Annotated in this window: 35 protein-coding genes; 31 read left to right on the top strand and 4 right to left on the bottom strand. The window is 62.0% G+C overall.

Annotated elements, in window-relative coordinates; all coding sequences use genetic code 11:
* The 27 genes from ACW9H9_RS04650 to recX all read left to right on the top strand — a co-directional run bounded on the left by ACW9H9_RS04650 (position 1) and on the right by recX (position 19426).
* Positions 1-1167 carry a phage tail protein gene (locus ACW9H9_RS04650; RefSeq protein WP_457341724.1) on the top strand — a complete coding sequence of 389 codons (1167 nt, stop codon included), beginning with the start codon at positions 1-3 and terminating at the stop codon, positions 1165-1167.
* Positions 1167-1673, top strand: a complete 507-nt coding sequence (locus ACW9H9_RS04645; RefSeq protein WP_457341725.1) for a phage major tail tube protein — start codon at positions 1167-1169, stop codon at positions 1671-1673. Before ACW9H9_RS04650 ends, ACW9H9_RS04645 begins: the two co-directional genes overlap by 1 nt.
* Before the next feature lie 142 nt (positions 1674-1815).
* Entirely contained in the window at positions 1816-2388 is a 573-nt protein-coding gene (locus ACW9H9_RS04640) for a phage tail assembly protein (protein WP_457341726.1), read from the top strand.
* Entirely contained in the window at positions 2385-2510 is a 126-nt protein-coding gene (locus ACW9H9_RS04635; RefSeq protein WP_457341727.1) for a hypothetical protein, read from the top strand. Before ACW9H9_RS04640 ends, ACW9H9_RS04635 begins: the two co-directional genes overlap by 4 nt.
* A gap of 6 nt (positions 2511-2516) precedes the next feature.
* Positions 2517-3905: a hypothetical protein gene (locus tag ACW9H9_RS04630; RefSeq protein WP_457341728.1), complete on the top strand. Its 1389-nt coding sequence runs from the start codon at positions 2517-2519 to the stop codon at positions 3903-3905.
* Positions 3905-4288 (top strand): phage tail protein, encoded by a 384-nt coding sequence (locus tag ACW9H9_RS04625; RefSeq protein ID WP_457341729.1) that lies wholly within the window; start codon positions 3905-3907, stop codon positions 4286-4288. The genes ACW9H9_RS04630 and ACW9H9_RS04625 overlap by 1 nt, the downstream gene beginning before the upstream one ends.
* Positions 4281-4493 carry a tail protein X gene (locus ACW9H9_RS04620; RefSeq protein WP_457341730.1) on the top strand — a complete coding sequence of 71 codons (213 nt, stop codon included), beginning with the start codon at positions 4281-4283 and terminating at the stop codon, positions 4491-4493. The genes ACW9H9_RS04625 and ACW9H9_RS04620 overlap by 8 nt, the downstream gene beginning before the upstream one ends.
* A 9-nt stretch (positions 4494-4502) precedes the next feature.
* Positions 4503-5513: a phage late control D family protein gene (locus tag ACW9H9_RS04615; RefSeq protein ID WP_457341731.1), complete on the top strand. Its 1011-nt coding sequence runs from the start codon at positions 4503-4505 to the stop codon at positions 5511-5513.
* Between the two features lie 59 nt (positions 5514-5572).
* Positions 5573-6163 (top strand): phage tail terminator protein, encoded by a 591-nt coding sequence (locus tag ACW9H9_RS04610; RefSeq protein ID WP_457341732.1) that lies wholly within the window; start codon positions 5573-5575, stop codon positions 6161-6163.
* Positions 6160-6342 carry a DUF2635 domain-containing protein gene (locus ACW9H9_RS04605; protein ID WP_457341733.1) on the top strand — a complete coding sequence of 61 codons (183 nt, stop codon included), beginning with the start codon at positions 6160-6162 and terminating at the stop codon, positions 6340-6342. The genes ACW9H9_RS04610 and ACW9H9_RS04605 overlap by 4 nt, the downstream gene beginning before the upstream one ends.
* The gene (locus ACW9H9_RS04600; protein WP_457341734.1) at positions 6342-7838 is read left to right on the top strand and encodes a phage tail sheath subtilisin-like domain-containing protein; all 1497 of its coding nucleotides are present in this window, start codon (positions 6342-6344) and stop codon (positions 7836-7838) included. The genes ACW9H9_RS04605 and ACW9H9_RS04600 overlap by 1 nt, the downstream gene beginning before the upstream one ends.
* Positions 7839-7903: 65 nt before the next feature.
* Positions 7904-8251, top strand: a complete 348-nt coding sequence (locus ACW9H9_RS04595; protein ID WP_457341735.1) for a phage tail tube protein — start codon at positions 7904-7906, stop codon at positions 8249-8251.
* Positions 8248-8544 carry a phage tail assembly protein gene (locus ACW9H9_RS04590; RefSeq protein WP_457341736.1) on the top strand — a complete coding sequence of 99 codons (297 nt, stop codon included), beginning with the start codon at positions 8248-8250 and terminating at the stop codon, positions 8542-8544. Before ACW9H9_RS04595 ends, ACW9H9_RS04590 begins: the two co-directional genes overlap by 4 nt.
* Before the next feature lie 130 nt (positions 8545-8674).
* On the top strand, positions 8675-10006 hold the full coding sequence (locus tag ACW9H9_RS04585) for a hypothetical protein (RefSeq protein ID WP_457341737.1): 1332 nt from the start codon (positions 8675-8677) through the stop codon (positions 10004-10006).
* Positions 9993-11231: a DNA circularization protein gene (locus ACW9H9_RS04580; protein ID WP_457341738.1), complete on the top strand. Its 1239-nt coding sequence runs from the start codon at positions 9993-9995 to the stop codon at positions 11229-11231. Before ACW9H9_RS04585 ends, ACW9H9_RS04580 begins: the two co-directional genes overlap by 14 nt.
* Before the next feature lie 3 nt (positions 11232-11234).
* On the top strand, positions 11235-12272 hold the full coding sequence (locus tag ACW9H9_RS04575) for a phage baseplate assembly protein (RefSeq protein ID WP_457341739.1): 1038 nt from the start codon (positions 11235-11237) through the stop codon (positions 12270-12272).
* A 17-nt stretch (positions 12273-12289) separates the two neighbouring features.
* The gene (locus tag ACW9H9_RS04570; RefSeq protein ID WP_457341740.1) at positions 12290-12799 is read left to right on the top strand and encodes a phage baseplate assembly protein V; all 510 of its coding nucleotides are present in this window, start codon (positions 12290-12292) and stop codon (positions 12797-12799) included.
* A complete protein-coding gene (locus ACW9H9_RS04565) occupies positions 12799-13197 on the top strand; it encodes a phage GP46 family protein (protein WP_457341741.1) in 399 nt (132 codons plus the stop codon). The genes ACW9H9_RS04570 and ACW9H9_RS04565 overlap by 1 nt, the downstream gene beginning before the upstream one ends.
* Positions 13187-14227, top strand: a complete 1041-nt coding sequence (locus ACW9H9_RS04560; RefSeq protein WP_457341742.1) for a baseplate J/gp47 family protein — start codon at positions 13187-13189, stop codon at positions 14225-14227. The genes ACW9H9_RS04565 and ACW9H9_RS04560 overlap by 11 nt, the downstream gene beginning before the upstream one ends.
* Entirely contained in the window at positions 14215-14814 is a 600-nt protein-coding gene (locus ACW9H9_RS04555; RefSeq protein WP_457341743.1) for a YmfQ family protein, read from the top strand. Before ACW9H9_RS04560 ends, ACW9H9_RS04555 begins: the two co-directional genes overlap by 13 nt.
* Before the next feature lie 11 nt (positions 14815-14825).
* Positions 14826-15965, top strand: coding sequence for a hypothetical protein (locus ACW9H9_RS04550; protein ID WP_457341744.1), 1140 nt, complete (start codon positions 14826-14828; stop codon positions 15963-15965).
* Positions 15965-16165 (top strand): hypothetical protein, encoded by a 201-nt coding sequence (locus tag ACW9H9_RS04545; protein ID WP_457341745.1) that lies wholly within the window; start codon positions 15965-15967, stop codon positions 16163-16165. Before ACW9H9_RS04550 ends, ACW9H9_RS04545 begins: the two co-directional genes overlap by 1 nt.
* 8 nt (positions 16166-16173) lie before the next feature.
* Positions 16174-16734 carry a glycoside hydrolase family 19 protein gene (locus ACW9H9_RS04540; protein WP_457341746.1) on the top strand — a complete coding sequence of 187 codons (561 nt, stop codon included), beginning with the start codon at positions 16174-16176 and terminating at the stop codon, positions 16732-16734.
* The gene (locus tag ACW9H9_RS04535; protein WP_457341747.1) at positions 16719-17219 is read left to right on the top strand and encodes a lysis system i-spanin subunit Rz; all 501 of its coding nucleotides are present in this window, start codon (positions 16719-16721) and stop codon (positions 17217-17219) included. The genes ACW9H9_RS04540 and ACW9H9_RS04535 overlap by 16 nt, the downstream gene beginning before the upstream one ends.
* An 82-nt stretch (positions 17220-17301) precedes the next feature.
* Positions 17302-17802, top strand: a complete 501-nt coding sequence (locus tag ACW9H9_RS04530) for a CinA family protein (protein ID WP_457341748.1) — start codon at positions 17302-17304, stop codon at positions 17800-17802.
* Positions 17803-17885: 83 nt separating this feature from the next.
* Complete coding sequence (gene recA / locus ACW9H9_RS04525; RefSeq protein WP_457341749.1) at positions 17886-18950, top strand: recombinase RecA; 1065 nt, start codon at positions 17886-17888, stop codon at positions 18948-18950.
* A gap of 8 nt (positions 18951-18958) precedes the next feature.
* The gene (recX, locus tag ACW9H9_RS04520) at positions 18959-19426 is read left to right on the top strand and encodes a recombination regulator RecX (protein WP_457341750.1); all 468 of its coding nucleotides are present in this window, start codon (positions 18959-18961) and stop codon (positions 19424-19426) included.
* Between the two features lie 63 nt (positions 19427-19489).
* On the opposite strand, the gene ACW9H9_RS04515 is transcribed toward recX, so the two are convergent.
* Both ACW9H9_RS04515 and ACW9H9_RS04510 read right to left on the bottom strand, forming a co-directional pair.
* Positions 19490-20599: an LOG family protein gene (locus ACW9H9_RS04515; protein WP_457341751.1), complete on the bottom strand. Its 1110-nt coding sequence runs from the start codon at positions 20597-20599 to the stop codon at positions 19490-19492.
* Positions 20600-20947: 348 nt separating this feature from the next.
* A complete protein-coding gene (locus ACW9H9_RS04510; RefSeq protein WP_457341752.1) occupies positions 20948-21388 on the bottom strand; it encodes a PA3611 family quorum-sensing-regulated virulence factor in 441 nt (146 codons plus the stop codon).
* 192 nt (positions 21389-21580) lie between these two features.
* Between ACW9H9_RS04510 and ACW9H9_RS04505 the strand changes: the two genes are divergently transcribed.
* The 3 genes from ACW9H9_RS04505 to ACW9H9_RS04495 all read left to right on the top strand — a co-directional run bounded on the left by ACW9H9_RS04505 (position 21581) and on the right by ACW9H9_RS04495 (position 23487).
* On the top strand, positions 21581-22291 hold the full coding sequence (locus tag ACW9H9_RS04505; RefSeq protein WP_457341753.1) for a tRNA-uridine aminocarboxypropyltransferase: 711 nt from the start codon (positions 21581-21583) through the stop codon (positions 22289-22291).
* Between the two features lie 107 nt (positions 22292-22398).
* The gene (erdR, locus tag ACW9H9_RS04500) at positions 22399-23049 is read left to right on the top strand and encodes a response regulator transcription factor ErdR (protein ID WP_457341754.1); all 651 of its coding nucleotides are present in this window, start codon (positions 22399-22401) and stop codon (positions 23047-23049) included.
* Between the two features lie 75 nt (positions 23050-23124).
* Positions 23125-23487, top strand: a complete 363-nt coding sequence (locus ACW9H9_RS04495; RefSeq protein WP_457341755.1) for a diacylglycerol kinase — start codon at positions 23125-23127, stop codon at positions 23485-23487.
* Here the strand turns inward: ACW9H9_RS04495 and ACW9H9_RS04490 are convergent.
* Positions 23484-24410, bottom strand: coding sequence for a LysR family transcriptional regulator (locus ACW9H9_RS04490; RefSeq protein ID WP_457341756.1), 927 nt, complete (start codon positions 24408-24410; stop codon positions 23484-23486). The genes ACW9H9_RS04495 and ACW9H9_RS04490 overlap by 4 nt on opposite strands.
* 124 nt (positions 24411-24534) lie before the next feature.
* Here ACW9H9_RS04490 and fpr point away from each other — a divergent pair, with 124 nt between their 5' ends.
* Complete coding sequence (fpr, locus tag ACW9H9_RS04485; protein WP_002554680.1) at positions 24535-25314, top strand: ferredoxin-NADP reductase; 780 nt, start codon at positions 24535-24537, stop codon at positions 25312-25314.
* A gap of 57 nt (positions 25315-25371) precedes the next feature.
* Here fpr and tsaA read toward each other — a convergent pair whose 3' ends face one another.
* Entirely contained in the window at positions 25372-26067 is a 696-nt protein-coding gene (gene tsaA / locus ACW9H9_RS04480; RefSeq protein WP_457341757.1) for a tRNA (N6-threonylcarbamoyladenosine(37)-N6)-methyltransferase TrmO, read from the bottom strand.
* Positions 26068-26115 lie beyond the last annotated feature (48 nt).

Raw genomic sequence — 26115 nt, 5'->3', positions numbered from 1 at the left:
ATGGCTGAGGTTTTGAACTTCGAGCACAACGGCATCACCGTGAATGCCACCGAATCCCCCGAGGCCATGGGTGGCCTGGGTGACAACGTTATCGGCCTGGTCGGCACGGCGCCCAATGCGCATGCCTCGATCCCGAAAAACGCACCGTTTCGCATCAACAGCTTCACCACCCAGGCGCTGCTGGACCCTACCGGCGCCGAGGCTGGCACGTTGTTTCAGGCCGTGTACCAGATCCTCAAAGTGGTGAAAGTGCCGGTCTACGTGGTGATTGTCGACCAAGGCACCACCCCGGCGGACACGCTCAACAACGTGATCGGCGGCAACGAGCCCGTCACCGGCCGCAAACTGGGCCTGGCCGCGCTGAGCAGCGTGCCGGAAGACCTGACCATCATCGGCGCCCCGGGCTTTACCGGCACCAAGGCGGTGGCGGGTGAGTTCGCCGCCTTTGGCAAGCGCATCAAGGCCCGTGTGGTGCTGGACGGCAAAGACGCCTCGGTGGCCGACCAGGTGACCTACAGCGGCGAACTGGGCGGTGCCGATTTGGGCTTCGATCGTTGCCTGCTGGTGCACAACATGCCGTCGGTGTATTCCAAGGCAGCGAAGAAAAACGTGTTTCTGTCGCCGTCCTCGCTGGCCATCGCGGCGCTGGCCAAGGTCAAGCAGTGGGAAAGCCCGGGTAACCAGGTGACGTTCGCCGAGGACGTTTCCCGCGTCGTCGAGTACAACATCCTCGACACCTCCACCGAAGGCGACCTGCTCAACCGCTACGGCGTGAGCTATTACGCCCGCACCATCCTCGGCGGTTTCTCGCTGCTGGGTAACCGCTCCATCACCGGCAAGTTCATCAGCTACGTGGGCCTGGAAGACGCCATCAGCCGCAAGCTGGTCAAGGCTGGCCAGAAGGCCATGGCGCACAACCTGACCAAGTCGTTCATGGACCAGGAGGTCAAGCGTATCAACGACTGGCTGCAAACCCTGGTCGCCGACGAAACCATCCCCGGCGGCAGCGTGTACCTGCACCCGGAATTGAACAGTGTCGAGAAGTACAAAAACGGCACCTGGTTCATCGTCATCGACTACGGCCGCTACGCGCCCAACGAACACATGGTTTATCAACTCAACGCCCGCGATGAAATCATCGAGCAGTTCCTGGAGGACGTTCTCTAATGTTTACCAACCGAGTCAGACAGGCCATTGCGGCCACCCTTCAAGGCCTGCCGTTGTCCGCGACGGTGGAAGAGTTCACCCCGCCGAAGATCGAGTTCGAGATGCAGTCCATGTCCGGTGGCCGTTTCATCGCCGAAGAGATGGCCAAGAGCGGCAAGGTGCTGGGCGCCAAACTGGTGCTGCAAGGCGCAGGCCCCGAGATCATGTTGGCGCTGGGCGTGAAGCTGGGCGACGACATCCTGCTCAACGTGCGTGAAGCCGGTCAGGACCAGGATGGCAAGACCTATTTCACCTACCACACCGTGGGCGGCAAGCTCAAATCTCTGGAAGAGGCGGCGCTGAAGATGGGCGAAAAACCCACCACCACGCTGGAGCTGTCCTGCCGTACCTACAACCGCCTGGAAAACGGCATCCCGGTGATCGACATTGACGTGCGCACGCAAAAATTCGTGCTCAACGGTGTCGACATCCTGGGCGACGCCCGCCGCGCGGTGCTGATGCCTTAACCCTGGGCTCGGTCCGTGGGGAAACCGGCTGGTTGCGAGGGCACTCCTCGGCTCAACCAATCGCCCGAGTCGTCTGCACCGCAGGCCCGCCCGCGTCCCCTCGACCGCTTTTACACCCTGTCTTAACCAAGGAACTCAATCCATGGCCTGGATGCCTCCGCTGCACATCCTGCTGTCCCCGATCACCGCCGACACCGGCGCCACGATCGATCAGGTCCAACTCAAGCCACTGTTCTACGCCGCGCAAAAAGACGCCCTGGCCCGCGCTGGCGATGACGAGGACGACCAGTTCTTTGAACTGGCCAAACTGGCCACCGGCCTTTCGGAAAAAGAACTCGACCAGCTCAAGCGTCCGGACTACGTCAGCATTGCCCAGTACGTACACGAAATGTCGACCCAGCCTGCTTCGTTCTTCCTGGAGGCGCACGACGCGTCGTCCACCCACGAGCGCGTCAGCCTGCTACTGCCCCTCGAGGCCGCTGGCCGCAGCCTGACCACGCTCGGGCTGGAAATGCCTGCGCTGCGTGCCACCAAAGCGATGAAAAAACTCGCCACCAACAAAGAGCGCGCCGAGTTCATCACCGCCCACTGCACCGGCCTGATGATCCCAGACCTTGCCGACCTCACCGTGCCCGACTGGACGGAACTGCAGGAGCGCATCGACGATTTTTTAAACAAACCGGCGGACTTCTTTCGGAACGCGACATCGAAGTGATCCTTGACGTGGTGCCGCTGGTTTACCAGGTAAACGAAGCGGAAATCCTCGACTGGGACGCCGGGAAAGCATTGCGCCGCTACGACATCGCGATTAATCGCCTTGGCGTTAAACAGGAGTAGAGCGGGATGCCCAACAATTTTTCTTTGGCCTTTGCAGGGCAGCAGTACGACAGGGCTGCCTTGAGCGTCGCATCGCCCCCACCCCAGAGCCTTACAGGCCCCAGCGTGCTGGATGCGGTACAGGCACCGTTGTCGAACTTGGGCCTGGCACTGGCCAATGCCAGCCTGGCTATCAGCAGTTTGACGGTGGAGCAGGAGCGGTTGCGCAACACCCTTGAGTCGTTCAATGCCTCGTTGCTCAAGATGATCGACCTAAGGCAGACGCAGGCGCCTGCCGGGGATGCCGGTAAAACTTCGACGGCGCCTGCGTCGACGCAAAACGCCAGGCAGGCTTATGACGCTAGTACCACCCGGCTTTCCGCGACCGTCGACAAGGCGCAGGCACCGGTGGTCGATCTTGCATTGGCAGGCATGACTCAATTGGTCGACGGCTTGAACGGGCTGGCCGAGGTAATGCCCAAGGCCACTGCTGCGATTACGTTGCTTAGCGCGGCGATAGCGCCCCTGCTGAGCGGTATTTTGGGGGCGGTAGCGGACAAGGTGTTCGACAAGGTCGCAGGCCGGGTCCTGGAAAAAGGGGCGGCGCGCATTCACCCCAAATTAGGCGAACTGTTCAGCGACAGTGCCGAAACCAAAAAAACGGATAAGCCAGGCAAGCCAGACAAGCCAGGCAAACGCAAGGGCTCGCCGCCCAACACCAATCGACGTGGCAGTAAAAACCCGGCCATCACCCAGGTTGAGGTTCGCCGTAGCGGTGAGGTGTTGAGCAGCCAAGCCAGCCCTGCAAAAAAGGCCGCGTCCAGTTTTATGGAAAAAGCCAGCAAGGCGACGAAGCTGGGCTCGCGGGTGGCTATGCCGCTGGTCTTGGCGGGGGCGGCGGTCAATGCTGTGCGTGGTTTGCAGGCCAACGACTCCAAGGCGGTAGGCCGTGCCGTCGGTTCGGCGGTGGGGACGGTGGCCGTGGGGTATGGCGGGATGCTCCTTGGCCGCACGGTCGGAACGTTTGTGGGCGGGGCCATTGGCTCATTGATCGCTCCGGGTGCGGGCACGCTGGCGGGCGCCTTTATAGGGGGCACCCTTGGCGGAATGATTGGCGGCCTGGCCGGCAATGACCTGGGCCAGGCATTGGGTGAAAAGGTCGGTGAAAAACTGAGCAATACGCCCGACCGTCTCGGCTCTGCCAGCGACATCAGCAAACAACTGAACAGTGCCCAGGCGGACAACCGCCAGATCACGTTCGCCCCGCAAATCAATATCAGTGCGCCCGAACAGGCCAGCCATCAACAATTGGCAGCGCTGGTGGTGCAACAGATCGAGGCGCAATTTTCTCCGCTGTCGATCGACAACCTGCTGGTGACGCGGCGTGATGCGGCACTGACCGATGGAGTGGCGTGATGCGACAACAGATGGTATTGGGCGACTTTATTTTTGGCTTGTCCCGTGGCTTTGCTTATTCGGCCCTGACCCGTGACAGCGATGGGGGTTGGGTCAGTCTGGAGATTATCGCCAGCAAGCCCCAATCACGGCAGAACGGTCAAAAGCTGGAAAAACTGACCTTCACCGGCACGGCCATGTATGCCTTGGGCATGCAGCGCCTCGACGAATTGCGAGCCTTGCAGAATGCGCGGGCGCCGTTGCCGTTGGTCGATGGTATTGGCCGCAATTGGGGGCTTTGGCGCATCAGCGCGGTGACGGAAACCCAAAGCAACGTGATCGACGACGGCACCGCCATGGTCATCGCCTGGACCCTGACACTTGAGGAGTTCGTCAATGCGTAGAGTACGAAGTATTGCTGGCGACTCGGTCAACCTGTTGCTCTACCGCGAGCTGGGCCGCTGTGATGACGCCGCGTTGGAGTTGCTGTGGCGCGTCAACCCCGGGCTTGCCGAATATGGCCCGGTGTTGCCGGCCGATGTGTGGGTGGTCGTGCCGGAAGTGGCGTCGCGGCCAGCGGTTGCCCGGCCGGTTCTGGCCTGGGATTAAGGAGGCGAAATGGCCATGGAATTCACGCCGATCATGGAGTTCTACGGCGCCCATGCGGCGTTGCTCAACCAACGGGTGATGCAGTGGAGCCATACCGATGCGGCCGGTTTCAAGTCGGATGTGTTGGAGCTGACCATTAACATCGAGGGCCTGGACGGTTTGCCCGACCTGGGCGGCAAGATTGGTTTTCGAGCCGGTTATAAAGAAACGGGGCTGGTGGAGAAGGGGCAGTTTCTGATCACCCGGCGCACCCCGATGCTGTTTCCCATGCAACTGGTGATCATGGCCACGGCGGCCCCCTTCAGCATGACCGACGAGAGCGGTTACCGTCAGCGCCGCTCCGCCAGTTACGGGCCGACGACGCTGGGGGCATTGTTTCGCTTATTGGTGACCCGGCATGGTTTTTCACCGCGCGTGGCGCCGTCGCTGGAGGGCATCGCGATTCCCCATATTGACCAGTCCAACGAAAGTGACATGGCCTTTATTACCCGCCTTGCCAGGCAACATTACGCAGTGGGAAAACCGGTCAATGAGCTGTATGTGCTGGCAGAAAAAGGGCAGGTCAAATCGATTTCCGGCGTGGACTTGCCCGAAGTGACCTTGTCTGTCACCCAAGACAACCGTCCTGGCAAGCAAGCGTTTATCAGCGCCAAGTACGACGAAAAATCCAAGGCGGTTTTCCAGGGTTCTCGCGTCAAATGGTGGGACGCTGCCGCAGGCAAGCAGCAAGTGGTTGAGGTGGGCATCGCGCCGTTCAATACCTTGAGCCAGCGTTATCAGACCGAGGCGCAAGCCCGGGCGGTAGCGCAGGGCGAGCTTCTGCGTGGGCGCCGCGAAGGCGTGATCCTTTTGATTGATTGCCCGGGCAACCCGTTGCTGACGGCCGAAGGTGTATTGCAACTCGATGAGAGCTGGCCTGCCTACATGCGGGGTCGCTGGTCGATCAACGAGGTGACGCACACCCACAACGCCAAGGGTGGGTATCGCAGCTTGATCAAGGCGGGTGGCCTGTCGACCTAACCCTCGCTCCCCTCCCCAAAACCCGCCCCCCAGCGGGTTTTTTATGACCCGGTGAACCCATGAAGATCACCCCCTTACTCACCCACCTGCGCGCGCATTGCCCCGCGTTCAACCAGCAAATCCACGCAGGCCTGGACCAGGACTCGCTGCAAGACCTGCCCGCGCTCAGTGCACCGATGGCGGTGGTGACGCCCCTCGCCGACAGCGCTCGCGCCAGCACGTCAGCCAACACCAGTCGCCAGACCCTGCGTGAGCGGTTTGGCGTCACGCTGGTGATCGACCTCGCGCCCGACGCGCAAGCCCAGGCCATGGACCAGCTCCACAGCCTGCGGGCCGAGGTCTGGCGGGCGCTGGTGGGGTTCAGGCCCGAGCGTTTTCACGAGCCGATCCAGTACCAGGCGGGTGAGTGGCTGCTGTTAAGCAAGACCCGCGCGCTGTACCGCCTGCGGTTTTTTACCGAGTTCCAGTTGGGACGCAACCTCAGCACGCAGCCAGCGGAAACCTGGCACGAGCTGGAGCTGGACGCCTTGCCGTCCTTTAACGGGGTCACGGTGCAGGTCGATGCCATCGACCCGGCCGACCCCAACCTGCACCGCCCAGGCCCCGACGGGCGCCTGGAGCTGACGTTTTCTGCCGAGGTAACACCATGAGCAAACGCATCACCGTACGGCCGGTTGTCGGCCGGGCCGTACCCGACCCCGAGGCGGGCGACTTGCTGCCCGTCGAAGGCCGCGACGTGCTGGACAGCGCCTGGTGGCGTCGTCGTCTGGCCGATGGCGACATCACCCTTCATGCCGCGCAGGCGGCACAACCACAGGAAGCCCAATAATGGCGATCGGATTCAGTCACATTCCGGCGGACATTCGTGTACCGCTGTTCTACGCCGAGATGGACAACTCGGCGGCCAATAGTGCGTCGTCGACCCTGCGTCGGCTGATCGTCGCCCAGGTCAATGACAACGTCACCAATGCCGAAACCGGCAGCCTGGTGCTGGTGCCGAGCGTGGCCGTGGCCAAGCGTATCGGCGGCCAGGGGTCGATGCTGGCGTCGATGTACGAGACGTTTCGCAAGAGCGACCCGGTGGGCGAGATCTGGTGCCTGCCGCTGCACAGCACCGACGGCAGCACGGCCAAGGCCGACCTCAAGTTGACCGGCGCCGCCGCTCAAGGCGGCGTGATCAGCCTCTACGTGGGCGGCACCCGGGTGCAGTCCAACGTGGTCAATGGCGCCACCGCTGCGGTGGCGGCCAGCGCCCTGGCGCTGAAAATCAACGCCAGCGCCGACCTGCCGGTGAGCGCCGTTGCGGCGGACGGCACCGTGACCCTTACCGCCAAATGGACCGGCGACAGCGGCAACGACATCAGCCTGCAACTCAACCGCCTGGGCCAGAGCAACGGCGAACAAACCCCCGATGGCCTGACCGCCACGCTCGGCAAAATGGCCGGCGGTGCCGGTGTACCAGACCCGGTTGCGGCCATTGCGGCGCTGGGTGACGAGCCGTTCGAGTTCATCTGCCTGCCCTGGGCCGACACCACCAGCCTCAATGCCTGGCAAGCGGTGATGGACGACAACAGTGGCCGCTGGTCCTGGGCCAAGCAACTGTTCGGCCACGTGTACACCGCAAAGCGCGGCACCGTGGGCACCCTGGTGGCCGCCGGGCAAACCCGCAACGACCAGCACGTGACGATCCAGGCCATGGAGCCGGGCGTGCCGCAGCCGGTGTGGGTGCAGGCCGCTGCACTGGCTGCACGCACCGCCGTGTTCATCTCGGCCGACGCCAGCCGCCCGACCCAGAGCGGCAGCCTGCCGGGCCTGGATCCGGCGGCCGCCAGTGAGCGTTTCACACTCACCGAGCGTCAGTCGCTGCTCAATTACGGCATCGCCACCGCTTATTACGAAGGCGGCTACGTGCGCATCCAGCGGGCGATCACCACCTACCAGAAGAACGCGTTCGGCCAGGCCGACAACTCCTACCTGGACAGTGAAACCCTGCACCAGTCGGCGTTCATCGTGCGTCGCCTGCAAAGCGTGATCACCAGCAAGTACGGGCGCCACAAACTGGCCAGCGACGGCACGCGCTTTGGCGCCGGCCAGCCGATGGTCACCCCTAGCACGATTCGCGGCGAGCTGATTGCCCAGTACGCCAAGCTCGAACTGGAAGGCCACGTGGAAAACGCCGAGCTGTTCGCCGAGCACTTGATTGTGGAGCGCGACAGCCAGGACCCGAACCGCGTCAACGTGCTGTTCCCACCGGACTACGTCAACGGCCTGCGGGTGTTTGCGCTGCTCAACCAGTTCCGTCTGCAGTACGACGCTGCGGTGTAAGCCGCCGCCTTTCGCACAACTGATTCCAGCCCGCCACGTGCGGGCTTATTTTTGGGAGATACATCATGGGTCAACTGATTGCGGGCACCTGCTACGTCAAAGTGGACGGCGCTCAACTGACCATCAACGGCGGCTGTGAAGCGCCCCTGATGGCCGTCAAACGCGAAACCGTGGTGCCGGGTTTCTACAAAGAAACCGACCTCACCCCGTCGTTCAAAGTCACCGCGCTGCACACCCCGGACTTCCCGCTCAAGCAGCTGATTGCGGGCACCGACATGACCGTCACCTGCGAGTTCAACAACGGCAAGGTCTACGTGCTGGCGGGCGCCTACCTGGTGGAAGAGCCGGTGGCCAAGGGCGACGACGCGGTGATCGAGCTCAAGTTCGAGGGCATCAAGGGGGCTTGGCAATGACCGCCACAGTAAAGCTGCACGTGGCCATCGACGCCCACGGCGAGCCGCTGCACGCCCTTACCCTGCGCCGCCCCACGGTGCAGGAAGTGCGGGCGATCAAGGCGCTGCCGTACAAGATCGACAAGGGCGAAGACGTGAGCCTGGACCTGGACGTGGCCGCCAAGTACATCGCGGTGTGCGCCGGTATTCCGCCGTCGTCGGTCAACCAGCTGGACCTGGTGGACTTCAACGCGCTGAGCTGGGCCGTCGCGGGTTTTTTCATGAGTGCGGCGCAGGCACCGTCGCCGAGCTGATCGCGGTGGCCTACGACCTGGCCTGGTTCTGGAAGGTTGACCCCGAACAGATGTTGGCCAGGCCTTTGGATGTGCTTCGGGAGTCCCTGGAGCATGCGCAACGGATCAATGCGATGCAGCAGGTGCAGTGATGGCAAAGTCTCGCAAGAAAAAAAAGCCGGCGGTGCGCCTGACGGGTGTGGAGGACGTCATACCCAAACTCGCCGGGCTGCGCGCCACGGTCAAACAGTTCCGAACGGACATGAAAGAGAGCGGCTTGGGCAGCCTGGATATCTCCGGGCTGATCAAGGACGGCGGGCTCGCGGCGCCGTTTGTGAGTGCGATCAAATCGGCGGCGGCGTTCCATGAGCAGGTGCAGGCGGTCAACACGGCCACCGGCAGCACCGTGCTGCCGACGGTGCCGCAGGTGGCCGCGCAAAACCTCAAGGACTTCAGCGCCTCGATGAACAAGGTTTCGCTGGCGTTTGGCACCGCGCTCTTGCCTGCCGTCAGCGCGGTAACCGTCAAGCTGGACCCGCTGCTGGGGAAACTGGCGCAGGTGATGACCGACAACCCAAACCTGGTCGAAGGCTTGACGGCGGGCGCGGTGGCGCTGGCGGCGGTTCAGGTGGCGGTCGCGGGCGTGTCCGGCGCCTTGGCCTTTATGAACCTGGTGATGGCCGCCAACCCGGTGGTGTTGTTTGCCATTGGATTTGTCACGGCCGCGGCATTGGTGGTTGCCTACTGGACGCCGATCACAGCGTTTTTTGCCGACCTGTGGGACGGGCTTGAAGCGGCGGCAATGCCCATCGTCGCGTTTTTTCAGGGCTTGTTTGGTGACTCGCCGCTGGACCCGATCGCCCGAGTCTGGGAGCCGGTGGTGGCGTGGTTTTCCTCATTATGGGAAAGGCTCAAGGCGGTGGTCGAGCCCATCAAGCAGTTACTCAGCGGCGCCGTGGGTGGCCTGATTGGCACGTTCATGGGCGGCGACGTGCGGGTCACGCCGCAGATTGCGGGTGTTGGCGGCGAGCAAGCGGCGGGGCTGCTGTCGCCGGTGGCGGTGTCGCGGGCCTCGACGACCCTGGTGTCCAACGTGGGGGGCATTGCTTCTACCGAAGTGGCCTCCAACGCTCACTTGTTGTTGCAGCAAGGGGCGGTGGATAACCGCGTGCAAGGGGACGCGGGGGCAGAGCCGCGCCCCTGGTTGCTGCCGCCAGCGGCGGTGTCGCTAGTGTCGACTCAGCGGGTGTCCAACGTCGGTGGCAGTACTTCCACGCAGCTGGCGTCCAGCTCCACCTCGCTGTTGCAGCAGACCGCCGCCAACAACCGCACCCAACTCAACGGCGACCTGCGCGTGAGTTTCGACAACGCGCCCGCTGGCCTGCGGGTCAGCCAACCGCAAACTAACCAACCGGGCCTCAGCGTCACGCCGCGCGTGGGCTACCGTTCCCTGTCCCTAGGAGGCGCCCATGAGCTGGCGTGATCGATTGTTGCCGGCGTCGTTTCGTGGCGTACGGTTTTGGGTCGACCAGGCCAAAGTGCCGGTCGGCAAGAAGGGCCAGTTGCACGAGTACCCCCAGCGCGACGTGCCGTTTTTCGAGGGCTTGGGCCAGCAGTCCAAGGTGCACGAGCTGACCGCTTTTGTAGTGGGCGAGGACTGCCTGGAGCAACGCGACCAGTTGCTCAAGGCGCTGGAGGAGGGCGCAGGCGAGCTGGTGCACCCTTGGATGGGGCGCCTGCAGGTCAAGGTGGGCGAATGCGAGATGACCCAGACCCGCCAGGACGGCGGGCTGGTGACCTTTGCGCTGAAGTTCTACCCCGACGAGCCGCTGAAGTTTCCCGCGGCGACGGTCAATACGCGCCAGCAGTTGCTGGTGTCGGCCGACAGTTTGCTGGGCGCCCTGGTGCAGCGTTTTGAACAGGCCACGGCCCTGGTCAAACAGGCGCGGCTGGGTATCCAGGCGCTGCGCAACGGGTTGACGCAGGTGTACCAGGTGATCGAGCAGCAGTTCAAACCGCTGATCGAGCTGTATGCGAGCCTCAATGCGTTGGTCAAGGGCATCAAGGAACTGCCCCGTGAGCTGGGCACCGAACTCAAGGGCTTGCTCAGCGATGTGAAAGCGCTCGGCGATTTTGCCCGCATCGGCTACCGCGGCATGTTGGCCAATGTCTCGCAGCAGGTCGAAGCGGCGCGCACCATTGACGCGCCCAAACTCACCACGGGTAAAGACAGCGCCGCCATGGCCCAGGCCGTGGCAAACCTGGTGCAGGACGCGCTGTGGGTGAAGATCGCCCATTGGCTGGCCGCCACGCCGGTGGCCACCCAGCCTGTGACCTTGAAAACCACGCCGCCCGTCACCCAGCAGGCCGCGCAGCCGGTGCAGCGCCGCGAGGTGCCGGTGGCCGACGACGTGCTGGCGCTGCGCAAGCAGCTTGACGAGGCGATGTGGCAGGCTGCGCTCAAGGCCGATGCCGAGTTTTACGTGTTGCTCAACCAACTGCGCCAACACCTGTTTGCGCACCTCACGGCGGTGGCGTCATCCGGCGTGTGGCTGGTGAACCTGGCGCCGATGCGCAACGTGCCGGCATTGGTGCTGGCCTATCAACGCTTTGGCGACGCAACGCGGGTGGACGAAGTGGTGCAGCGCAACCGCGTAGCGCACCCGGGGTTTCTGCCGCCGGCCGACCTGCAAGTGGTCAGGGAGTAAGCCATGAACGAGCTGGACAATGCCGTGACCCTGACCGTCGACGGGCTGGATTATGGCGGCTGGAAAAGCGTCGAAATCAGTGCCGACCTGGAGCGCCAGTTCCGCACCTTCTCCCTCGATATCACCTGGCAATGGCCCGGGCAAACCCTGGCGGTGCCGATCAAACCCGGTGCCCGTTGCCAGGTGCGCATTGGTTGCGACCTGGTGCTGACCGGGTTCGTGTTCAAGGCGCCCGTGCGCTATGACGGCCAGCAGATCAGCCTGAGTATCGAGGGCAGCTCGCTCACCCAGGACCTGGTGGACTGCGCCGCGATCAACCAGCCCGGCCAATGGCGCGGGCAAAACCTGCTGACTATCGTGCGTGCCCTGGCTGCGCCCTATGGCGTGGAGGTGCAGAGCGAGATCGCCGAGACGACGCGTCTGCACACCCACAGCATCGTGCCCGGCGAGACGGTGTTTGAGTCCATCGACCGTCTGTTGACCTTGTACCGGGTGTTTTCCACCGACGACCCGCAAGGCCGCCTGGTGCTGGCCAGACCCGCCAGCGGCGGGCGTGCGACGGACAGCCTGGAACTGGGCAAGAACATCCTCTCGGCCAATGCGTCGATGGACATGGGCGCGGTGTTTTCCGAGTACCGCGTGATCGGCCAGCACAAGGGCGATGACCACAAAACAGTGGCGGCGATCAGCGAAGTGTCCGGTGTGTCGGTGAGCGCCACGGCCGGTCGAAAGCGCGTCACTGTGATCAACGAGCCGACCCAGCTCACCCCCGAACTGGCCCAGCAACGCGCCGACTGGGAACGCGCCACGCGCACCGGCAAAGCCCTTGCCACCACGTACCGCGTGCGAGGTTGGCGCCAGTCCAACGGCGATTTGTGGCGCCATAACCTGCTGGTGAAAGTGACCGACCCGGTGCTGGGGTTCGACGAGGACCTGCTGATTTCCAAGGTCACTTATTCGCTGTCCGAACAGGGCTCGATCACCACGCTGCAGGTGGCGCCGCCGTCCACCTTTGAAGCCAACCCGCTGCCGCCTGCCTGACCCCCAAGGAACCTGCCATGAGCCTACTGACTCGCCTGCTGGCGCGCGGCACCGTCGTGCTCGCCCAGTCGGCCTCCAAGCTGCAATCGCTGCAAATGCGCCTGACCGCGGGCGAAGTGAACGACGACATGGAGCACTTCGAACCCTACGGTTTTACCAGCCACCCGCTGGCTGGCGCCGAAGGCATTGCCACGTTTCTGGGCGGCGACCGCTCCCACGCGGTGGTGCTGGTGGTCGCCGACCGCCGCTACCGCCTGCAAGCCCTGGCGCCGGGCGAGGTGGCGATCTACACCGACGAAGGCGACAAGGTGCACTTCAAGCGCGGGCGGGTGATCGACATCCAGACCGCCACCCTGAACATCCGTGCCAGCACGGCGGTGAACATCGACACGCCGACCCTGACACAGACCGGCAAGATCCTGTCCCAGGGCGACCAGATTGCCGGTGGCATCAGCCAGATGCAGCACGTGCACGTGGGCGTGCAAGCGGGCAACGGCCAGACCGGTGCACCGGCGGGAGGGCAGTGATGTTTGTCGACGACAACCTCAAAAATGCCCTGACCCGCAGCGTGCTCATCAGCCTGTTCACCTGGCGCCGCGCCGCGCCCGACGATGCCATCGATGACGATGAGCGCTTCGGCTGGTGGGGGGACAGTTTTCCTACCGTGGCCGACGACCGTATCGGCTCCAGGCTGTGGCTGTTGCGGCGGGTCAAGCTCAGCCGGCAAACCCAGCTGGACGCCGAATTTTATGCCCGCGAGGCCCTGCAATGGCTGATCGACGACGGGCATTGCCGGGCCATCGACGTGGTGAGCGAACGCAGCGACGCCCAGCGGCTGAACCTGCGCGTGCAGCTGAGCCTGGCCACGGGCGAGCGTCTGGACATCAACCCCGATAACAGTTGGCAGGTGATCTATGCCGTTTGAAACCCCTTCGCTGCCGGTGCTTATTCAACGCACCCAAAGCGACCTGGCCAGCGACTCGCTGCGCCAGTCCGATGCACAGGTCATGGCGCGTACCCTCAGCGGTGCGGCGTTTGGTCTGTATGGCTATCTCGATTGGATCGCCGAACAGATCCTGCCCGATACCGCCGATGAATCCACCCTGGAACGCATCGCTGCGTTGCGCTTGAACCAGCCGCGCAAGGCCGCCGTGGCGGCGAGTGGCGCGGTGAGTTTTACCGCCGTGGCGGGCGCGGTACTGGACGTGGACACCCTGCTGCAAGCCAGTGATGGGCGCAGCTTTAAAGTGACCGCGCCACTGACCACACAAGGTGGGGTGAACAGCGCCCGCGTGCAGGCGCTGGATCCGGGCGCGCAGGGCAACGCCGATGCGGGCTTGAGCCTGGTGGCCGTGCAGCCGCTGCAAGGCATTGGCTCGACGTTCACCGTGCTGGCGCCGGGGCTCACTGGTGGTGTGGCGCGCGAGAGCCTGGAGTCGTTACGGGCGCGGGTGATCCGCTCCTATCGCGTGATACCGCAAGGCGGCTCGGCGCAAGACTACGAAACCTGGGCCCTGGAAGTGCCCGGTGTGACGCGGGCCTGGTGCCTGGGCAATTACCTGGGGCCGGGCACGGTGGGGCTGTTCGTGATGCGTGACGACGACGCGCAACCCATCCCCAATGCCGCCCAACTGGCGCAGGTGCAGGCGCATATCGAGCCGTTGCGGCCGGTGACGGCAGACGTGTACGTGTTGGCGCCGGTGATGAAACCGGTGGTGTACCAACTGCGGCTGACGCCCGACACCACTGCCGTGCGGGGAGCTGTCGAGGCGCAACTGCGCGACCTGCATAACCGCGAGGCCGGGCTGGGTGACACGCTGCTGTTGAGCCATATCGCCGAGTCCATCAGCAGCGCCACGGGCGAGACGGATCACCGCCTGGTCAGCCCGACTGCCGATGTCAGCGCCCAGGCCAACCAGTTGCTGGTTTTTGGAGGCATCACATGGCTGGCGTGAGGCGGGCTGAGCAGTACCAACAGCAACTGCTCGCGTTGCTGCCCAGCGGGCCTGCCTGGGACCTGGAACACGTCCCGCCATTGGGCCGGGTGCTTGAAGGCATCGCCGAAGAACTGGCACGCATCGACGCCCGGGCCTTCGACCTGCAAAACGAAATGGACCCGGCCACTGTCAGCGAACTGGTGCCGGAGTGGGAGCGGGTGATGCAACTACCCGACCCGTGCCTGGGCCCCACGCCGCTTTACGACGACCGCCGCATCGCCGTGCGCCGACGCCTGTTGGCGGTGGGCAGCCAGCGGGTTGCGTACTACATCGAAATCGCCCGCAGCCAGGGGTATCCAGACGCCAGCGTGACCGAACACCGCGCGCCGCGCATGGGGCGCTCACGGTTTGGGGCGGCGCATTTTGGGACGTGGCAGGCGCATTTCATGTGGACCCTCAACACCGGCGGCCGCCAGCACCTGGGGCGGCGTTTTGGTGCCAGTTACTGGGGCGAGCGGTTTGGCGTTAACCCGGGCGATGCGTTGGAGTGTTTGATTCATCGCAGCGCACCGGCGCATACGAACGTGCACATTAATTACCAATAGAGGGAAGAGGAATGGATTATCCAAAGAGCGTGCCCAGTGTGGGACTGGTGAACGGGAAGTTCGTCGATGAAAACCCGGTGACGGGAACGCCGGGGAGTTTGATTCCGGCGAGTTGGGGCAATGGGGTTACCGCCGAGATTTTGAATGTGTTGGCGGCGGCGGGAATTGTGCCGGATGAGTTGAAGACGGACCAGTTGGCGCAAGCGCTGAATGTATTGAACGATTGGTCAAAGTTGAAGAACAAACCGACAACCTTGGGCGGGTATGGAATTACTGACGCGTTGGTGGTGGGCACCACGTCATATCAACGGCCCAGCCTGTCGGCCAGTGATTTGACAGATCTGGGTAATGGGTTCGGCGGCGCCTTGGAAATTCGCGAGGCTCAACAGGTTGGAAACACGAAGCTGACCTTCGAGTACGCACCCAAAATCATGTTTCATTGGCGAAACCGCTACGCCAATACGCTGGCAATGAACGCGGACGGCGAGTTGATATGGGGGGCCAAAAAAGTATGGAGCGAATACAACTTTGATCCGGCCAATAAAGCCGATAAGTCCACTACCTTGGCGGGGTATGGGATTGTTCCCGCCACTCCGGCGGAGGTGCTCGCACGTGTCGATAATACGAAGCCACTGACAGCGGCTAGCCTTGCAGCCTTCGATCCTTGGGCAATGCAACCGGTGGGCGTGCCTATTCCTATTTTTGACAATATCGGTGGTGTAGCGATTCCTCCCACCGACAACGGTTTGTATCGGTATATCAAACTCAGTGCATCGGATCCTTATAACGCTGGAGTCCTTATCTCGGAAAGTGTGACAGGGTCTGCGCCTTTAGTGGTCGCCAGCGCAGTTGTCAATTTTCCTGGTAGCCCGTTCAACGCACGGTCAGTGTCGTTGTTGAACACGGAGCGACGTTCGTTACGACCGGGGTTGGGCGGGGCGCTGGAGCAAGATGCATTCCAAGGGCACAAAGCCAAGGTGACCGGTTGGAACCCTTATTACTTGGCGGGGGGCACGAGTCTTTCCTTGGCGGCGATTGGAAATGGCGTGCTCTGTGATTTGGTTGAAGACGGTACGAATGGCGTACTGCGCCAAGCGAGTGAAACGCGGATCAAGAGTATCGGCGCTACCTATTACATGAGGATCAAATAATGCCCTATGCAGCTAAGAACCGAATTGCCCAAGACGTATTTGAAGGCGCTATTGAAATTACAGCTCTTGAGTATGCCGAGGCTCTCGATGGGTTGTGCAATGGACTCGAAGTGATTGTCGAGGGTGGATTCCATGTCCGGCCACGTCCTGACCCGCAAGTGCCGGTTGATCCTGTTGTAGCGCCTGAAACCATAGAGTGAGGGGTTTTATGCCAATGACCTTGCAGCAGTTGTTGCAGATCTTTCAAAACGCCAGCCGCCAAGCTGGCGTTTTTTTATCTGCCTTAAATGTCGCTATGAACAAGTACCAGATCACGAGCCCCAAACGCATCGCCGCCTTCCTCGCCCAAATTGGCCACGAGTCCGGCGAGCTGCGCTACGTTCGCGAGCTGGGCAGCGATCAATACCTGAGCAAATACGACACCGGCTCGCTCGCCGCCCGCCTGGGCAACACGCCCGAAGCGGACGGTGATGGCCAGAAGTATCGTGGCCGGGGGCTTATCCAGATTACCGGGCGTCGTAACTACCTGGCCTGCAGCCAGGCGTTGTTTGGCGATGATCGCCTGCTCCGACAACCCGAGTTGCTGGAGCAGCCGCAGTGGGCGTGTGAGTCCGCCGCGTGGTTCTGGCAGAGCAATGGTTTGAATGAGCTGGCCGACAAGGACCAGTTCACCACCATTACCCGGCGCATCAACGGTGGGCTCAACGGGCTGGATAACCGCCTGCAACTGTGGGCGCGGGCCAAGGCGGTGTTATGCGTTACCACCTGATGGGGCGGGTGCTGCTGTTGGCGGTGGTGGCCGGTGTTGTCTGGCAAATACAAGCGTGGCGTTACGGCGCGCAACTTGAGCGTCAAGCCGCGCTATATGCGGCTGCGCTCAGCCAGCAAAGCCAGGCCGTTGCGCGTCAGCAGCAGCTTGAACAGGACAGGCGCCAGGCGCTGGAGCAGCAGCTCGGCGCCAGCGACAGGCAACATACCCAGGAGCTTTCCGATGCCCAACGTGATCAAGCGCGCTTGCGCGATCGCCTGGCCACTGCTGATGTGCGGTTGTCAGTCCTTCTCGACCCCCGCGATGCCGCCAGTGGCTGCACAGTGCCTGCCACCGCCACCTCCAGCAGCATGGTTCATGACGCCCCGCGAGCCCGACTTGAGCCGGCGCATGCTCAACGAATTATCGGCATCACCGACGACGGCGATAACGCAGTGATCGCGCTGCGCGCGTGTCAGGCCTATGTGCGAGCCGTCGCGCGTTAGCGTCTTGAGGCACGCTGTCACTTGCATGGTCGAAGGGCTCCTGTAGGGTAGGCCAATGCCCGCCCATCCCCAGGAGACGACCGTGAAGGAAATTACCCAGCTGGCCGCTGAACTTGGCCGACGCTTGCAGGTGCTCAATGCCCACGTCACCACGGCCGAGTCGTGTACCGGTGGCGGGATCGCCGAGGCCATTACACGCATCCCCGGAAGCTCGGCGTGGTTCGAGGCGGGCTACGTTACGTATTCCAATCAGCAGAAAACCCGGCAGTTGAACGTGCCGCCAGAACTGTTTCCAAAAGTAGGTGCCGTCAGTCGGGAAGTGGTCGAGGCGATGGTGCAGGGCGCGCAGGAAAAAAGCCTGGCGCGGTTTGCCGTGGCGGTCAGCGGTGTGGCCGGGCCGGACGGCGGTTCGGCCGACAAACCGGTGGGCACCGTCTGGCTGGCCTGGGGCGTGGGGGATGAAGTGACTGCCGAGCGCCATCACTTTCCCGGCAACCGTGATGAGGTCCGCCGACAAACGGTAAAGGCCGCGCTAGAGGGCTTGTTGCGACGAGCTGCAGCAGAAATCGAAAATCAGGGGTAGGCGATCCTGGATCTTTGTGGAACAATACTGGCTACTTATACAGGTGTTGGCCGCCAGGCCTTATTGATTACGTGAGGACTTTAATGGACGACAACAAGAAGAAAGCCTTGGCTGCGGCCTTGGGTCAGATCGAACGTCAATTCGGCAAGGGTGCCGTGATGCGTATGGGCGATCATGACCGCCAGGCGATCCCGGCTATCTCCACCGGCTCCCTGGGCCTGGACATCGCACTCGGCATTGGCGGCCTGCCAAAAGGCCGTATCGTTGAAATCTACGGTCCAGAATCTTCCGGTAAAACCACCCTGACCCTGTCGGTGATCGCCCAGGCCCAAAAGATGGGCGCTACCTGCGCGTTCGTCGACGCCGAGCACGCCTTGGACCCGGAATACGCGGGCAAACTGGGCGTCAACGTCGATGACCTGCTGGTATCCCAGCCGGACACCGGCGAGCAAGCGCTGGAAATCACCGACATGCTGGTGCGCTCCAACGCCATCGACGTGATCGTGGTCGACTCCGTGGCCGCCCTGGTGCCCAAGGCAGAAATCGAAGGCGAAATGGGTGACATGCACGTGGGCCTGCAAGCCCGTCTGATGTCCCAGGCGCTGCGTAAAATCACCGGTAACATCAAGAACGCCAACTGCCTGGTGATCTTCATCAACCAGATCCGTATGAAGATCGGCGTGATGTTCGGCAGCCCGGAAACCACCACCGGTGGTAACGCGCTGAAGTTCTACGCTTCGGTCCGTCTCGACATCCGCCGTACGGGCGCGGTGAAGGAAGGCGACGAAGTGGTGGGCAGCGAAACCCGCGTCAAAGTCGTGAAAAACAAGGTGGCTCCGCCATTCCGTCAGGCTGAATTCCAGATTCTGTACGGCAAGGGTATCTACCTGAACGGCGAGATGATCGACCTGGGCGTGCTGCACGGTTTTGTCGAGAAGTCCGGTGCCTGGTACGCGTACAACGGCAGCAAGATCGGCCAGGGCAAAGCCAACTCGGCCAAGTTCCTGGCGGACAACCCCGATATTGCCGCGACACTCGAGAAGCAAATTCGCGACAAGCTGCTGACCGCAGCGCCAGACGTGAAAGCCGCTGCAAACCGCGAGTCGGTTGAAGACCTGGAAGAAGCTGAAGCCGACGCTGACATCTGAGCCCATCGATGACTGCGGTACTGGATACACCCGTCGCCGTCCGGCGCGCTGCAATGGACCTGCTCGCACGGCGCGAGCATGGTCGGGTCGAGTTGACGCGCAAGTTGCGTCAACGCGGTGCGGAGCCTTTGATGATCGAAACAGCCCTGGACCGCTTAGCGGAAGAAGGGTTGTTGTCGGAGTCGCGCTACATAGAAAGCTTTGTGTCCTACCGAGCCCGTTCCGGTTACGGCCCCGCGCGAATTCGTGAAGAGTTGGGTCAGCGCGGCCTGCAGCGTGCCGATATCGAACTCGCGTTGCGTGAGTGCGGTATTCGTTGGCAGGAACAGCTGGAAGAAACCTGGCGCCGCAAGTTTTCCGGACATTTGCCGGTGGATGCCAAGGAGCGGGCCCGACAAGGGCGTTTCTTGGCGTACCGTGGTTTTTCGATGGACATGATCAGTCGCTTGTTAAGCGGCCGTGACCTGGATGATTGAGCGTTAACCGATACACCCAAAAAGGGCCCGTTACGAAAGTAACGGGCCCTTTTTGCGTTTTGGCTAGGCCGATTCGGTCAGTCGTTGCCGCGCCTGACCTTGGTTTTTGGCCCAGTTTTCTGGCGCGTTGATGAAGTCCACCAACTCTCGTAACCGACCTTGATCGCGCCCGTTGAAGTTGAATACCAACCTCGTCAAGTGACTGAACCGCGGCTCGTCGTCGCTCTCGCCGCTGTAGGCCAGTTGCTGAAAGTCTTCACTGAGCCGCAGATCTGCAAAGGCTAGCTGGATATGCGCCAACGCTTGATCATTCAACGGGTGGTTCATGCGGATAACGAACTGGCGTTTCAACCAGCGCGTGGAATGGAAGTTGGCATAGAACTGGTTGATTTCCTCCACGGCCTCTTCAGCGCTGTACACCAGCCGAACCAGCTTGAGGTCGGTCGGCAGAATGTAGCGATTGGCCTCAAGCTGGCTGCGGATAAAGTCCAACGCCCCTTGCCAGAAACTGCCGCCGGGGGCGTCCAGCAACACCACGGGCACCAGCGGGCTTTTGCCGGTCTGGATCAGCGTCAGCACTTCCAGCGCTTCATCCAGGGTGCCAAAGCCGCCCGGGCACAACACCAACGCATCGGCTTCCTTGACGAAGAACAGTTTGCGCGTAAAGAAAAAGTGGAAAGACAGCAGGTTTTCGGTGCCATCAATCGTCGCATTGGCGTGCTGTTCAAAAGGCAGGGTGATGTTGAACCCCAGGCTGTGATCGCGGCCGGCCCCTTCGTGGGCCGCCGCCATGATGCCGCCACCGCCGCCCGTAATCACCATCATGTCCGAGCGTGCCAATACGGCGCCCACTTCGCGGGCCAGGGCATACAGCGGGCTTTGCACGGGCGTGCGGGCAGAGCCGAACACCGTGACTTTGCGGCGCCCCTTGAATTGTTCCAATACGCGGAAGGCATGGTCGAGTTCGCGCAGGGCCTGCAAGGAGATCTTGGCATTCCAGCGGCTGCGATCGTCTTGGGCCATGCGCAGCACCGTGAAAATCATGTCGCGATAAAGGGGGATATTCGGGCTGTTGGGGGCAATCAGGTTGAGTTGCGCGTCAACCTCCTGGGTGAGGTCGGTACCGTTTTCTTCAAAATGGCGGATCAGGTATTCGTGGGATGAGTCAGGCATTCAACTTCTCCTTCTTCACAGAACCCTCGGCCCCGGCGAGATATTCGTCGGTTCCACGACACGGCCTGTGTCGCTGCTTGCCTCGGCCAAGCGAAATGGGCGCTGTCTATTCCTTGTGATTAAAAACCTTTGCACTGCGCGTGACAGAAGGGCAACCCTCTTTTGCCCTGAAAATGTTACAGAACGGCGTGAAAAAGCCGTGCTTGCAGACCATGGGGATGGCCCGATCATGAGCCTATGACGTCCTGGCTGGCAACCGCTTGTTGGTCTGCGTTCAGGGAGTCTAGCCGCCCCGGAGAGGGGCGCATTGCGCGCCGCGGGTCAGCGGCGCGCGGCAGGGCGCATCACTTACTTTTTATGCTTGACGGCGGCCGGAGCGGGGCAGTCCGATTCCTGGAACTTCACCGAGGCCACCGGGCGATTGCTCTTGTTTTCAGTAATGTCATAACGCATCACCGCGCCCTTGGCCATCAGCTCACGGTAGCCCTTGTTCAGGCACACGCTTTGCCCCAGTTGGAAATACACCGCCTTGGGGTTAGCGCGCATTTGCTCGGCGCGGTCGGACTGCACGCTGAGGTGGTCAATCAGTTGCACGCCTTCGACGGTGTAGGCCACTTCCAGGGTCTTGTCGTCGATTTCCCGCGGCAGGTCCCTGTTGCTTTCCGCCGCGACGCTTTGCAACTTCTTGTTCATTTGAAGTTCCAGCAAGGACGCTGCCTGGGCGCCCAAAGGCAGCACCAGCGCAAGGGCAGCGGACGGAATGGCAAGGCGCAGCATGAGACGCAGCATGAAACTCTCCTGATTCGGTGACTGGTGCATAGACCCGTCGGGGCGCTGTGCGTTCAGTGGCGCGCGATTATAGGTGACGCCCGGCCCGCACGGCCAGGCGTATTGGCCGGGCGCGTCTGGTAAACTGCGGGCACTTTTGCCTGCCCCGAGTTTATTCGTGTCGATTTCCTCCTGCCCCGGGCGACGTGCTCGATGAGCCATGCCGTTTACCACTTGCGTACCCAGCGCCTGGCCCGGGCCGTCAGCCCTTTCGTTGCGCGGGGTTCGCGTGCCGAACGCTGCCCTCGCTGCCGCGTCATTCCCGATTATTGCCTGTGTGCCTGGCGCCCCAAGGTCCAGGCCCGGTCCGCCATGTGCCTGTTGATGCACGATGTGGAGCCGATGAAACCCAGCAATACTGGCTGGCTCATCGCCGATGTCATCGACGACACCACAGCCTTCGAGTGGACACGAACCGCCGTCGAGCCCGGCCTGCTGAGCCTGTTGGCCGACCCGCAGTGGCAGCCCTACATTGTTTTTCCCGGTGAGTTCGTTGCGCCCGAACGGGTGGTGAGCGAGGTTCAGCCGCAAGTTGGCAAGCGCCCCTTGTTCATCCTGCTGGACGGCACGTGGAGCGAGGCCCGTAAGATGTTTCGCAAGAGCCCTTACCTTGAGCACTTGCCGGTCCTGAGCCTGGCGCCCGAGCAGTTGTCACGCTACAAGCTGCGTCGCTCCAAGCGTGACGACCACTTCTGTACCGCCGAAGTCGCCGCCTTGTGCCTGGAACTGGCCGGGGACCAGGAAGCCAGCGAAGTGCTGGATGCTTATCTTGATGTGTTCAGCACGCATTACCTGGCCGCCAAGTTCCAGTTGCCGCTGGACCTGGCAGACAGCGTCCACACCCGGCTCGTACCGTATCTGTAGCCGTCATGGCCAGAGGGCCTTTGAATGATGGCACTGCATCGCCCGGCCCGTTAAAATGCCGGCAGGCGTAGCCCTGCTCCCCTAAAAAAAACAGGATCATTTAATCAATGGCCACATACGACATCCTGATTGCCGATGACCACCCGCTGTTTCGCAGTGCGCTACGCCAGGCGGTCGAGCTGGGGCTGGGGCCGGATGTGCGCCTGGTCGAAGTCGCCAGCATTGCCGAGCTGGAAACCCGCCTCACCGAAAAGTCCGATTGGGACCTGGTGTTACTGGACCTGAACATGCCCGGCGCCTACGGTTTTTCCGGGTTGGTGCTGCTGCGTGGCCAGTACCCGCAGATTCCCGTGGTGATGGTGTCGGCGCAGGAAGAGGCCGACGTGGTGGTGCGCTCGCGGGAATTCGGTGCCAGCGGTTTCATTCCAAAGTCCAGCGCCATGGCGCAGATCCAGGACGCCGTGCGCCAGGTGTTGGACGGTGACGTTTCCTGGCCGCCGCAGGCATTCGAAGCAATCAACGTCAGCGCCGAAGCCAAGGCCGCCCAGGAAGGGCTGGCCAGCCTCACCCCGCAACAGTTCCGTGTGTTGACCATGGTGTGCGAAGGCCTGCTCAACAAGCAGATTGCCTACGAGCTGAACGTGTCCGAAGCCACGATCAAGGCGCATGTCACGGCCATATTTCGCAAGTTGAACGTACGTACGCGCACCCAGGCCGCCTTGCTCTTGCAACAACTTGAGTCAATTTCGCAGCCATAAGACCGTGTTCATTCACGTTTTTTTGACTTGGCGTGCTCTAGTTTCCCCCCACCTTTTTGCTCAGTTGCCTACTTTATGTCGCCTTTCAAAGGTCAAACCGGCCTCAAACGTATCCTTAATGCAGGGGGCTATTCCCTGGACGGCCTGCGTGCGGCGTTCACCGGCGAAGCAGCGTTTCGCCAGTTGGTATTGCTCAACGTCATCCTGATCCCGCTGAGCTTTTTCCTGAACGTCAGCCGTGTCGAGCGGGCATTGTTGATTGCAGTGTGTTTGCTGGCGTTGATCGTCGAGCTGCTCAACTCGGCGGTCGAAGCGGCCATCGACCGGATTTCCCTGGACCGTCACCCTTTGTCCAAAAATGCCAAGGACATGGGCAGCGCCGCGCAATTGGTCGCGCTGACCATGATTACCCTGGTATGGGCCGTGATCCTGATTTAAGCGATGCTGGGCAGCACGATCTCGTCGCTGCGCTGAACGCCTGCTGTAAACGCGCGGCACAACTCCAGGAACTCGCGCATGGCCGAGGTCTGGTATTTCTGTTTATGCCAGATGAAGTAAAACTGCCGGGCCAGGTCCAGGTCCGGCGTTTCCACCGGCACCAGGCTGCCGCGCCGGAACGCGTCGCGCAGCGCCAGCCGGGAAATACAGCCGATCCCCAACCCTGACTCCACGGCGCGCTTGATGGCTTCGGTGTGTTCCAGTTCGAGGCGGATATTCAATGCGCTGCGGTGATGGCGCATGGCCTGGTCAAACGTCAGCCGCGTGCCAGAGCCTTGTTCGCGCAGGATCCACGCCTCACGCGTTAACTCATCCATGCTCGCCTGGCCCCGCTTGGCCAGCGGGTGCTGCGGGGCGCAGAACACCACCAATTCGTCCTCTACCCAGGTTTGCACCTCGATGTCCGGGTGGCTGCAATCGCCCTCGATCAGGCCCAGGTCGATTTCGTAATGCGCCACCTGGTGCACGATATGCGCGGTGTTCTGCACATGCAGTTTCACCTGGCTTTCGGGGTGTTGCTGCATGAAGCTGCCGATCAGCAGGGTGGCCAGGTAATTACCGATGGTCAGGGTTGCGCCCACCGCCAGGGAGCCGAAGCCGGACTTGCCGTTGAGCAGGTCTTCGATCTCCTTGGCCTGGTCCAGCAGCGCGACCGCCTGGGGTAACAGCTGATGGCCGAGTGCGTTCAGGCTCAGGCGTTTGCCCGCGCGGTCGAACAATTGGCAGCTGCATTGGCGCTCCAGCTCGGTGATCGAGGTGCTGGCGGCGGATTGCGAGAGGGCCAGCAAGCCGGCAGCGCGTGAGACGCTTTCCTGCTGGGCGACGGCGACGAAGACCTGGAGTTGACGTAGAGTAAATCGCATATCGATATAACCGATAACCCTTATCTTAATAATTCAGTTAACAGATATTGTCGCCGCCATTAGAATGCTGTGCAATTGCGTATCTATCATTTGGCGCAGACCCATTTCCAGGAGTTCCCCGTACATGAGCAACATGAACCACGAACGTGTCCTCAGTGTTCATCACTGGAACGACACGCTGTTCAGCTTCAAGTGCACCCGCGACCCGGGCCTGCGCTTCGAGAACGGTCAGTTCGTGATGATCGGCCTGCAACAGCCCAACGGCCGCCCGCTCATGCGCGCTTACTCCATTGCCAGCCCGAACTGGGAAGAGCATCTGGAGTTCTTCAGCATCAAGGTGCCAGACGGTCCACTGACGTCCCAGTTGCAGCACTTGAAGGAAGGCGACGAGATCATCATCAGCAAAAAGCCCACGGGCACGCTGGTTCTGGATGACTTGAAGCCGGGCAAACACCTGTACCTGCTCAGCACCGGTACTGGCCTGGCGCCGTTTATGAGCGTGATCCAGGACCCGGAAACCTACGAGCGTTTCGAAAAAGTGATCCTGTGCCACGGCGTGCGTTACGTCAACGAAGTCGCCTACCGCGAGTTCATCACCGAGCACCTGCCGCAGAACGAGTTCTTCGGTGAAGCCCTGCGCGACAAGTTGATCTACTACCCGACCGTCACCCGCGAGCCGTTTGAAAACGAAGGCCGCCTGACCGACCTGATGCGCAGCGGTAAGCTGTTCAGTGATATCGGCCTGCCGCCGATCAACCCGCAGGACGACCGCGCCATGTTGTGCGGCAGCCCGAGCATGCTCGACGAAACCAGCGAAGTGCTCAACAGCTTTGGCCTGACCGTTTCGCCGCGTATGCGCGAGCCGGGCGACTACCTGATCGAGCGTGCATTCGTCGAGAAGTAACCGCTACACCGATTCAAAAAACAGGGGCGCAGCGATGCGCCCCTGTTTTTTTGCGACTTATCCCGCCGCCACCACTTCCAACACACAAATCACCCCTGCCTCCGGGTAGTGCCAACGCACATCCACATCCCAGAACTGCGCGCCGTATTCGCGTTCAGACGCAGGCTTCTGGTACGCAGGCCTCGGGTCTTGGGCCAGGCATTGTTCAATCAGCGCCACCAAGGGCTCGTCCAGACGCTGCGCGTGGGTGTTCGCCTGTTGCAGCGCAGCCTTCAGCCACTGCACTTCAATCAGCACGGGCGCACTGCTGGCGATGCCATTGGTGGCGGTCTGGATCACATCGGCATACGGCACATACGGCTTGATATCCAGCACCGGCGTGCCGTCCAGCAAGTCGATGCCGGAAATCCACAGCCGATTCGCGTCTACCTTGTCCAGCTTGACCACCGATTGGCCAATGCCATTGGGCCGATGTGTCGCGCGGGTGGCAAACACGCCCATGGACGTGTTGCCGCCCAGGCGCGGCGGGCGCACTTTCAGGCGGGGTTTGTCTTCCAGCGCCTGATGGAACAGGAACAGCAGCCACACATGGCTGACCTGCTCCAACCCCTGCACCGCGTCGCCCGAATCGAACGGCGCCACCAACTCCAGCACGCCGCGAGCGGCTGGCGCCAGTTGCGGCTGGCGCGGAATAGCGAATTTCTCCTTGAAACAGGAGCGCACAAAACCTACGGGGGACACGGGGTAGGACATTTTTCTAGCCTCAGGTGGCAAGCTGTAAGCGTCTGATGCGCCGCTCAG

This window comes from Pseudomonas sp. SDO5215_S409, assembly GCF_054071325.1.
Note: the sequence above shows the minus strand (reverse complement) of the source record. Positions and strands in the feature narration are given on the sequence as shown.

Excerpts from the sequence above, each read along its gene's own strand:
- ACW9H9_RS04650 (WP_457341724.1), top strand. The coding sequence starts at position 1 with ATGGCTGAGGTTTTGAACTTCGAGCACAACGGCATCACCGTGAATGCC.
- ACW9H9_RS04555 (WP_457341743.1), top strand. The coding sequence starts at position 14,215 with ATGGCTGGCGTGAGGCGGGCTGAGCAGTACCAACAGCAACTGCTCGCG.
- ACW9H9_RS04580 (WP_457341738.1), top strand. The coding sequence starts at position 9,993 with ATGAGCTGGCGTGATCGATTGTTGCCGGCGTCGTTTCGTGGCGTACGG.
- ACW9H9_RS04630 (WP_457341728.1), top strand. The coding sequence starts at position 2,517 with ATGCCCAACAATTTTTCTTTGGCCTTTGCAGGGCAGCAGTACGACAGG.
- recA (WP_457341749.1), top strand. The coding sequence starts at position 17,886 with ATGGACGACAACAAGAAGAAAGCCTTGGCTGCGGCCTTGGGTCAGATC.
- ACW9H9_RS04585 (WP_457341737.1), top strand. The coding sequence starts at position 8,675 with ATGGCAAAGTCTCGCAAGAAAAAAAAGCCGGCGGTGCGCCTGACGGGT.
- ACW9H9_RS04610 (WP_457341732.1), top strand. The coding sequence starts at position 5,573 with ATGAAGATCACCCCCTTACTCACCCACCTGCGCGCGCATTGCCCCGCG.
- ACW9H9_RS04535 (WP_457341747.1), top strand. The coding sequence starts at position 16,719 with ATGCGTTACCACCTGATGGGGCGGGTGCTGCTGTTGGCGGTGGTGGCC.
- ACW9H9_RS04645 (WP_457341725.1), top strand. The coding sequence starts at position 1,167 with ATGTTTACCAACCGAGTCAGACAGGCCATTGCGGCCACCCTTCAAGGC.
- ACW9H9_RS04615 (WP_457341731.1), top strand. The coding sequence starts at position 4,503 with ATGGCCATGGAATTCACGCCGATCATGGAGTTCTACGGCGCCCATGCG.
- ACW9H9_RS04605 (WP_457341733.1), top strand. The coding sequence starts at position 6,160 with ATGAGCAAACGCATCACCGTACGGCCGGTTGTCGGCCGGGCCGTACCC.
- ACW9H9_RS04490 (WP_457341756.1), bottom strand. The coding sequence starts at position 24,410 with ATGCGATTTACTCTACGTCAACTCCAGGTCTTCGTCGCCGTCGCCCAG.
- ACW9H9_RS04545 (WP_457341745.1), top strand. The coding sequence starts at position 15,965 with ATGCCCTATGCAGCTAAGAACCGAATTGCCCAAGACGTATTTGAAGGC.
- ACW9H9_RS04505 (WP_457341753.1), top strand. The coding sequence starts at position 21,581 with ATGAGCCATGCCGTTTACCACTTGCGTACCCAGCGCCTGGCCCGGGCC.
- ACW9H9_RS04600 (WP_457341734.1), top strand. The coding sequence starts at position 6,342 with ATGGCGATCGGATTCAGTCACATTCCGGCGGACATTCGTGTACCGCTG.
- ACW9H9_RS04565 (WP_457341741.1), top strand. The coding sequence starts at position 12,799 with ATGTTTGTCGACGACAACCTCAAAAATGCCCTGACCCGCAGCGTGCTC.
- ACW9H9_RS04550 (WP_457341744.1), top strand. The coding sequence starts at position 14,826 with ATGGATTATCCAAAGAGCGTGCCCAGTGTGGGACTGGTGAACGGGAAG.
- ACW9H9_RS04595 (WP_457341735.1), top strand. The coding sequence starts at position 7,904 with ATGGGTCAACTGATTGCGGGCACCTGCTACGTCAAAGTGGACGGCGCT.
- ACW9H9_RS04515 (WP_457341751.1), bottom strand. The coding sequence starts at position 20,599 with ATGCCTGACTCATCCCACGAATACCTGATCCGCCATTTTGAAGAAAAC.
- ACW9H9_RS04625 (WP_457341729.1), top strand. The coding sequence starts at position 3,905 with ATGCGACAACAGATGGTATTGGGCGACTTTATTTTTGGCTTGTCCCGT.
- ACW9H9_RS04570 (WP_457341740.1), top strand. The coding sequence starts at position 12,290 with ATGAGCCTACTGACTCGCCTGCTGGCGCGCGGCACCGTCGTGCTCGCC.
- recX (WP_457341750.1), top strand. The coding sequence starts at position 18,959 with ATGACTGCGGTACTGGATACACCCGTCGCCGTCCGGCGCGCTGCAATG.
- ACW9H9_RS04495 (WP_457341755.1), top strand. The coding sequence starts at position 23,125 with ATGTCGCCTTTCAAAGGTCAAACCGGCCTCAAACGTATCCTTAATGCA.
- ACW9H9_RS04560 (WP_457341742.1), top strand. The coding sequence starts at position 13,187 with ATGCCGTTTGAAACCCCTTCGCTGCCGGTGCTTATTCAACGCACCCAA.
- ACW9H9_RS04620 (WP_457341730.1), top strand. The coding sequence starts at position 4,281 with ATGCGTAGAGTACGAAGTATTGCTGGCGACTCGGTCAACCTGTTGCTC.
- ACW9H9_RS04575 (WP_457341739.1), top strand. The coding sequence starts at position 11,235 with ATGAACGAGCTGGACAATGCCGTGACCCTGACCGTCGACGGGCTGGAT.
- erdR (WP_457341754.1), top strand. The coding sequence starts at position 22,399 with ATGGCCACATACGACATCCTGATTGCCGATGACCACCCGCTGTTTCGC.
- ACW9H9_RS04540 (WP_457341746.1), top strand. The coding sequence starts at position 16,174 with ATGCCAATGACCTTGCAGCAGTTGTTGCAGATCTTTCAAAACGCCAGC.
- fpr (WP_002554680.1), top strand. The coding sequence starts at position 24,535 with ATGAGCAACATGAACCACGAACGTGTCCTCAGTGTTCATCACTGGAAC.
- ACW9H9_RS04640 (WP_457341726.1), top strand. The coding sequence starts at position 1,816 with ATGGCCTGGATGCCTCCGCTGCACATCCTGCTGTCCCCGATCACCGCC.
- ACW9H9_RS04590 (WP_457341736.1), top strand. The coding sequence starts at position 8,248 with ATGACCGCCACAGTAAAGCTGCACGTGGCCATCGACGCCCACGGCGAG.
- tsaA (WP_457341757.1), bottom strand. The coding sequence starts at position 26,067 with ATGTCCTACCCCGTGTCCCCCGTAGGTTTTGTGCGCTCCTGTTTCAAG.
- ACW9H9_RS04510 (WP_457341752.1), bottom strand. The coding sequence starts at position 21,388 with ATGCTGCGTCTCATGCTGCGCCTTGCCATTCCGTCCGCTGCCCTTGCG.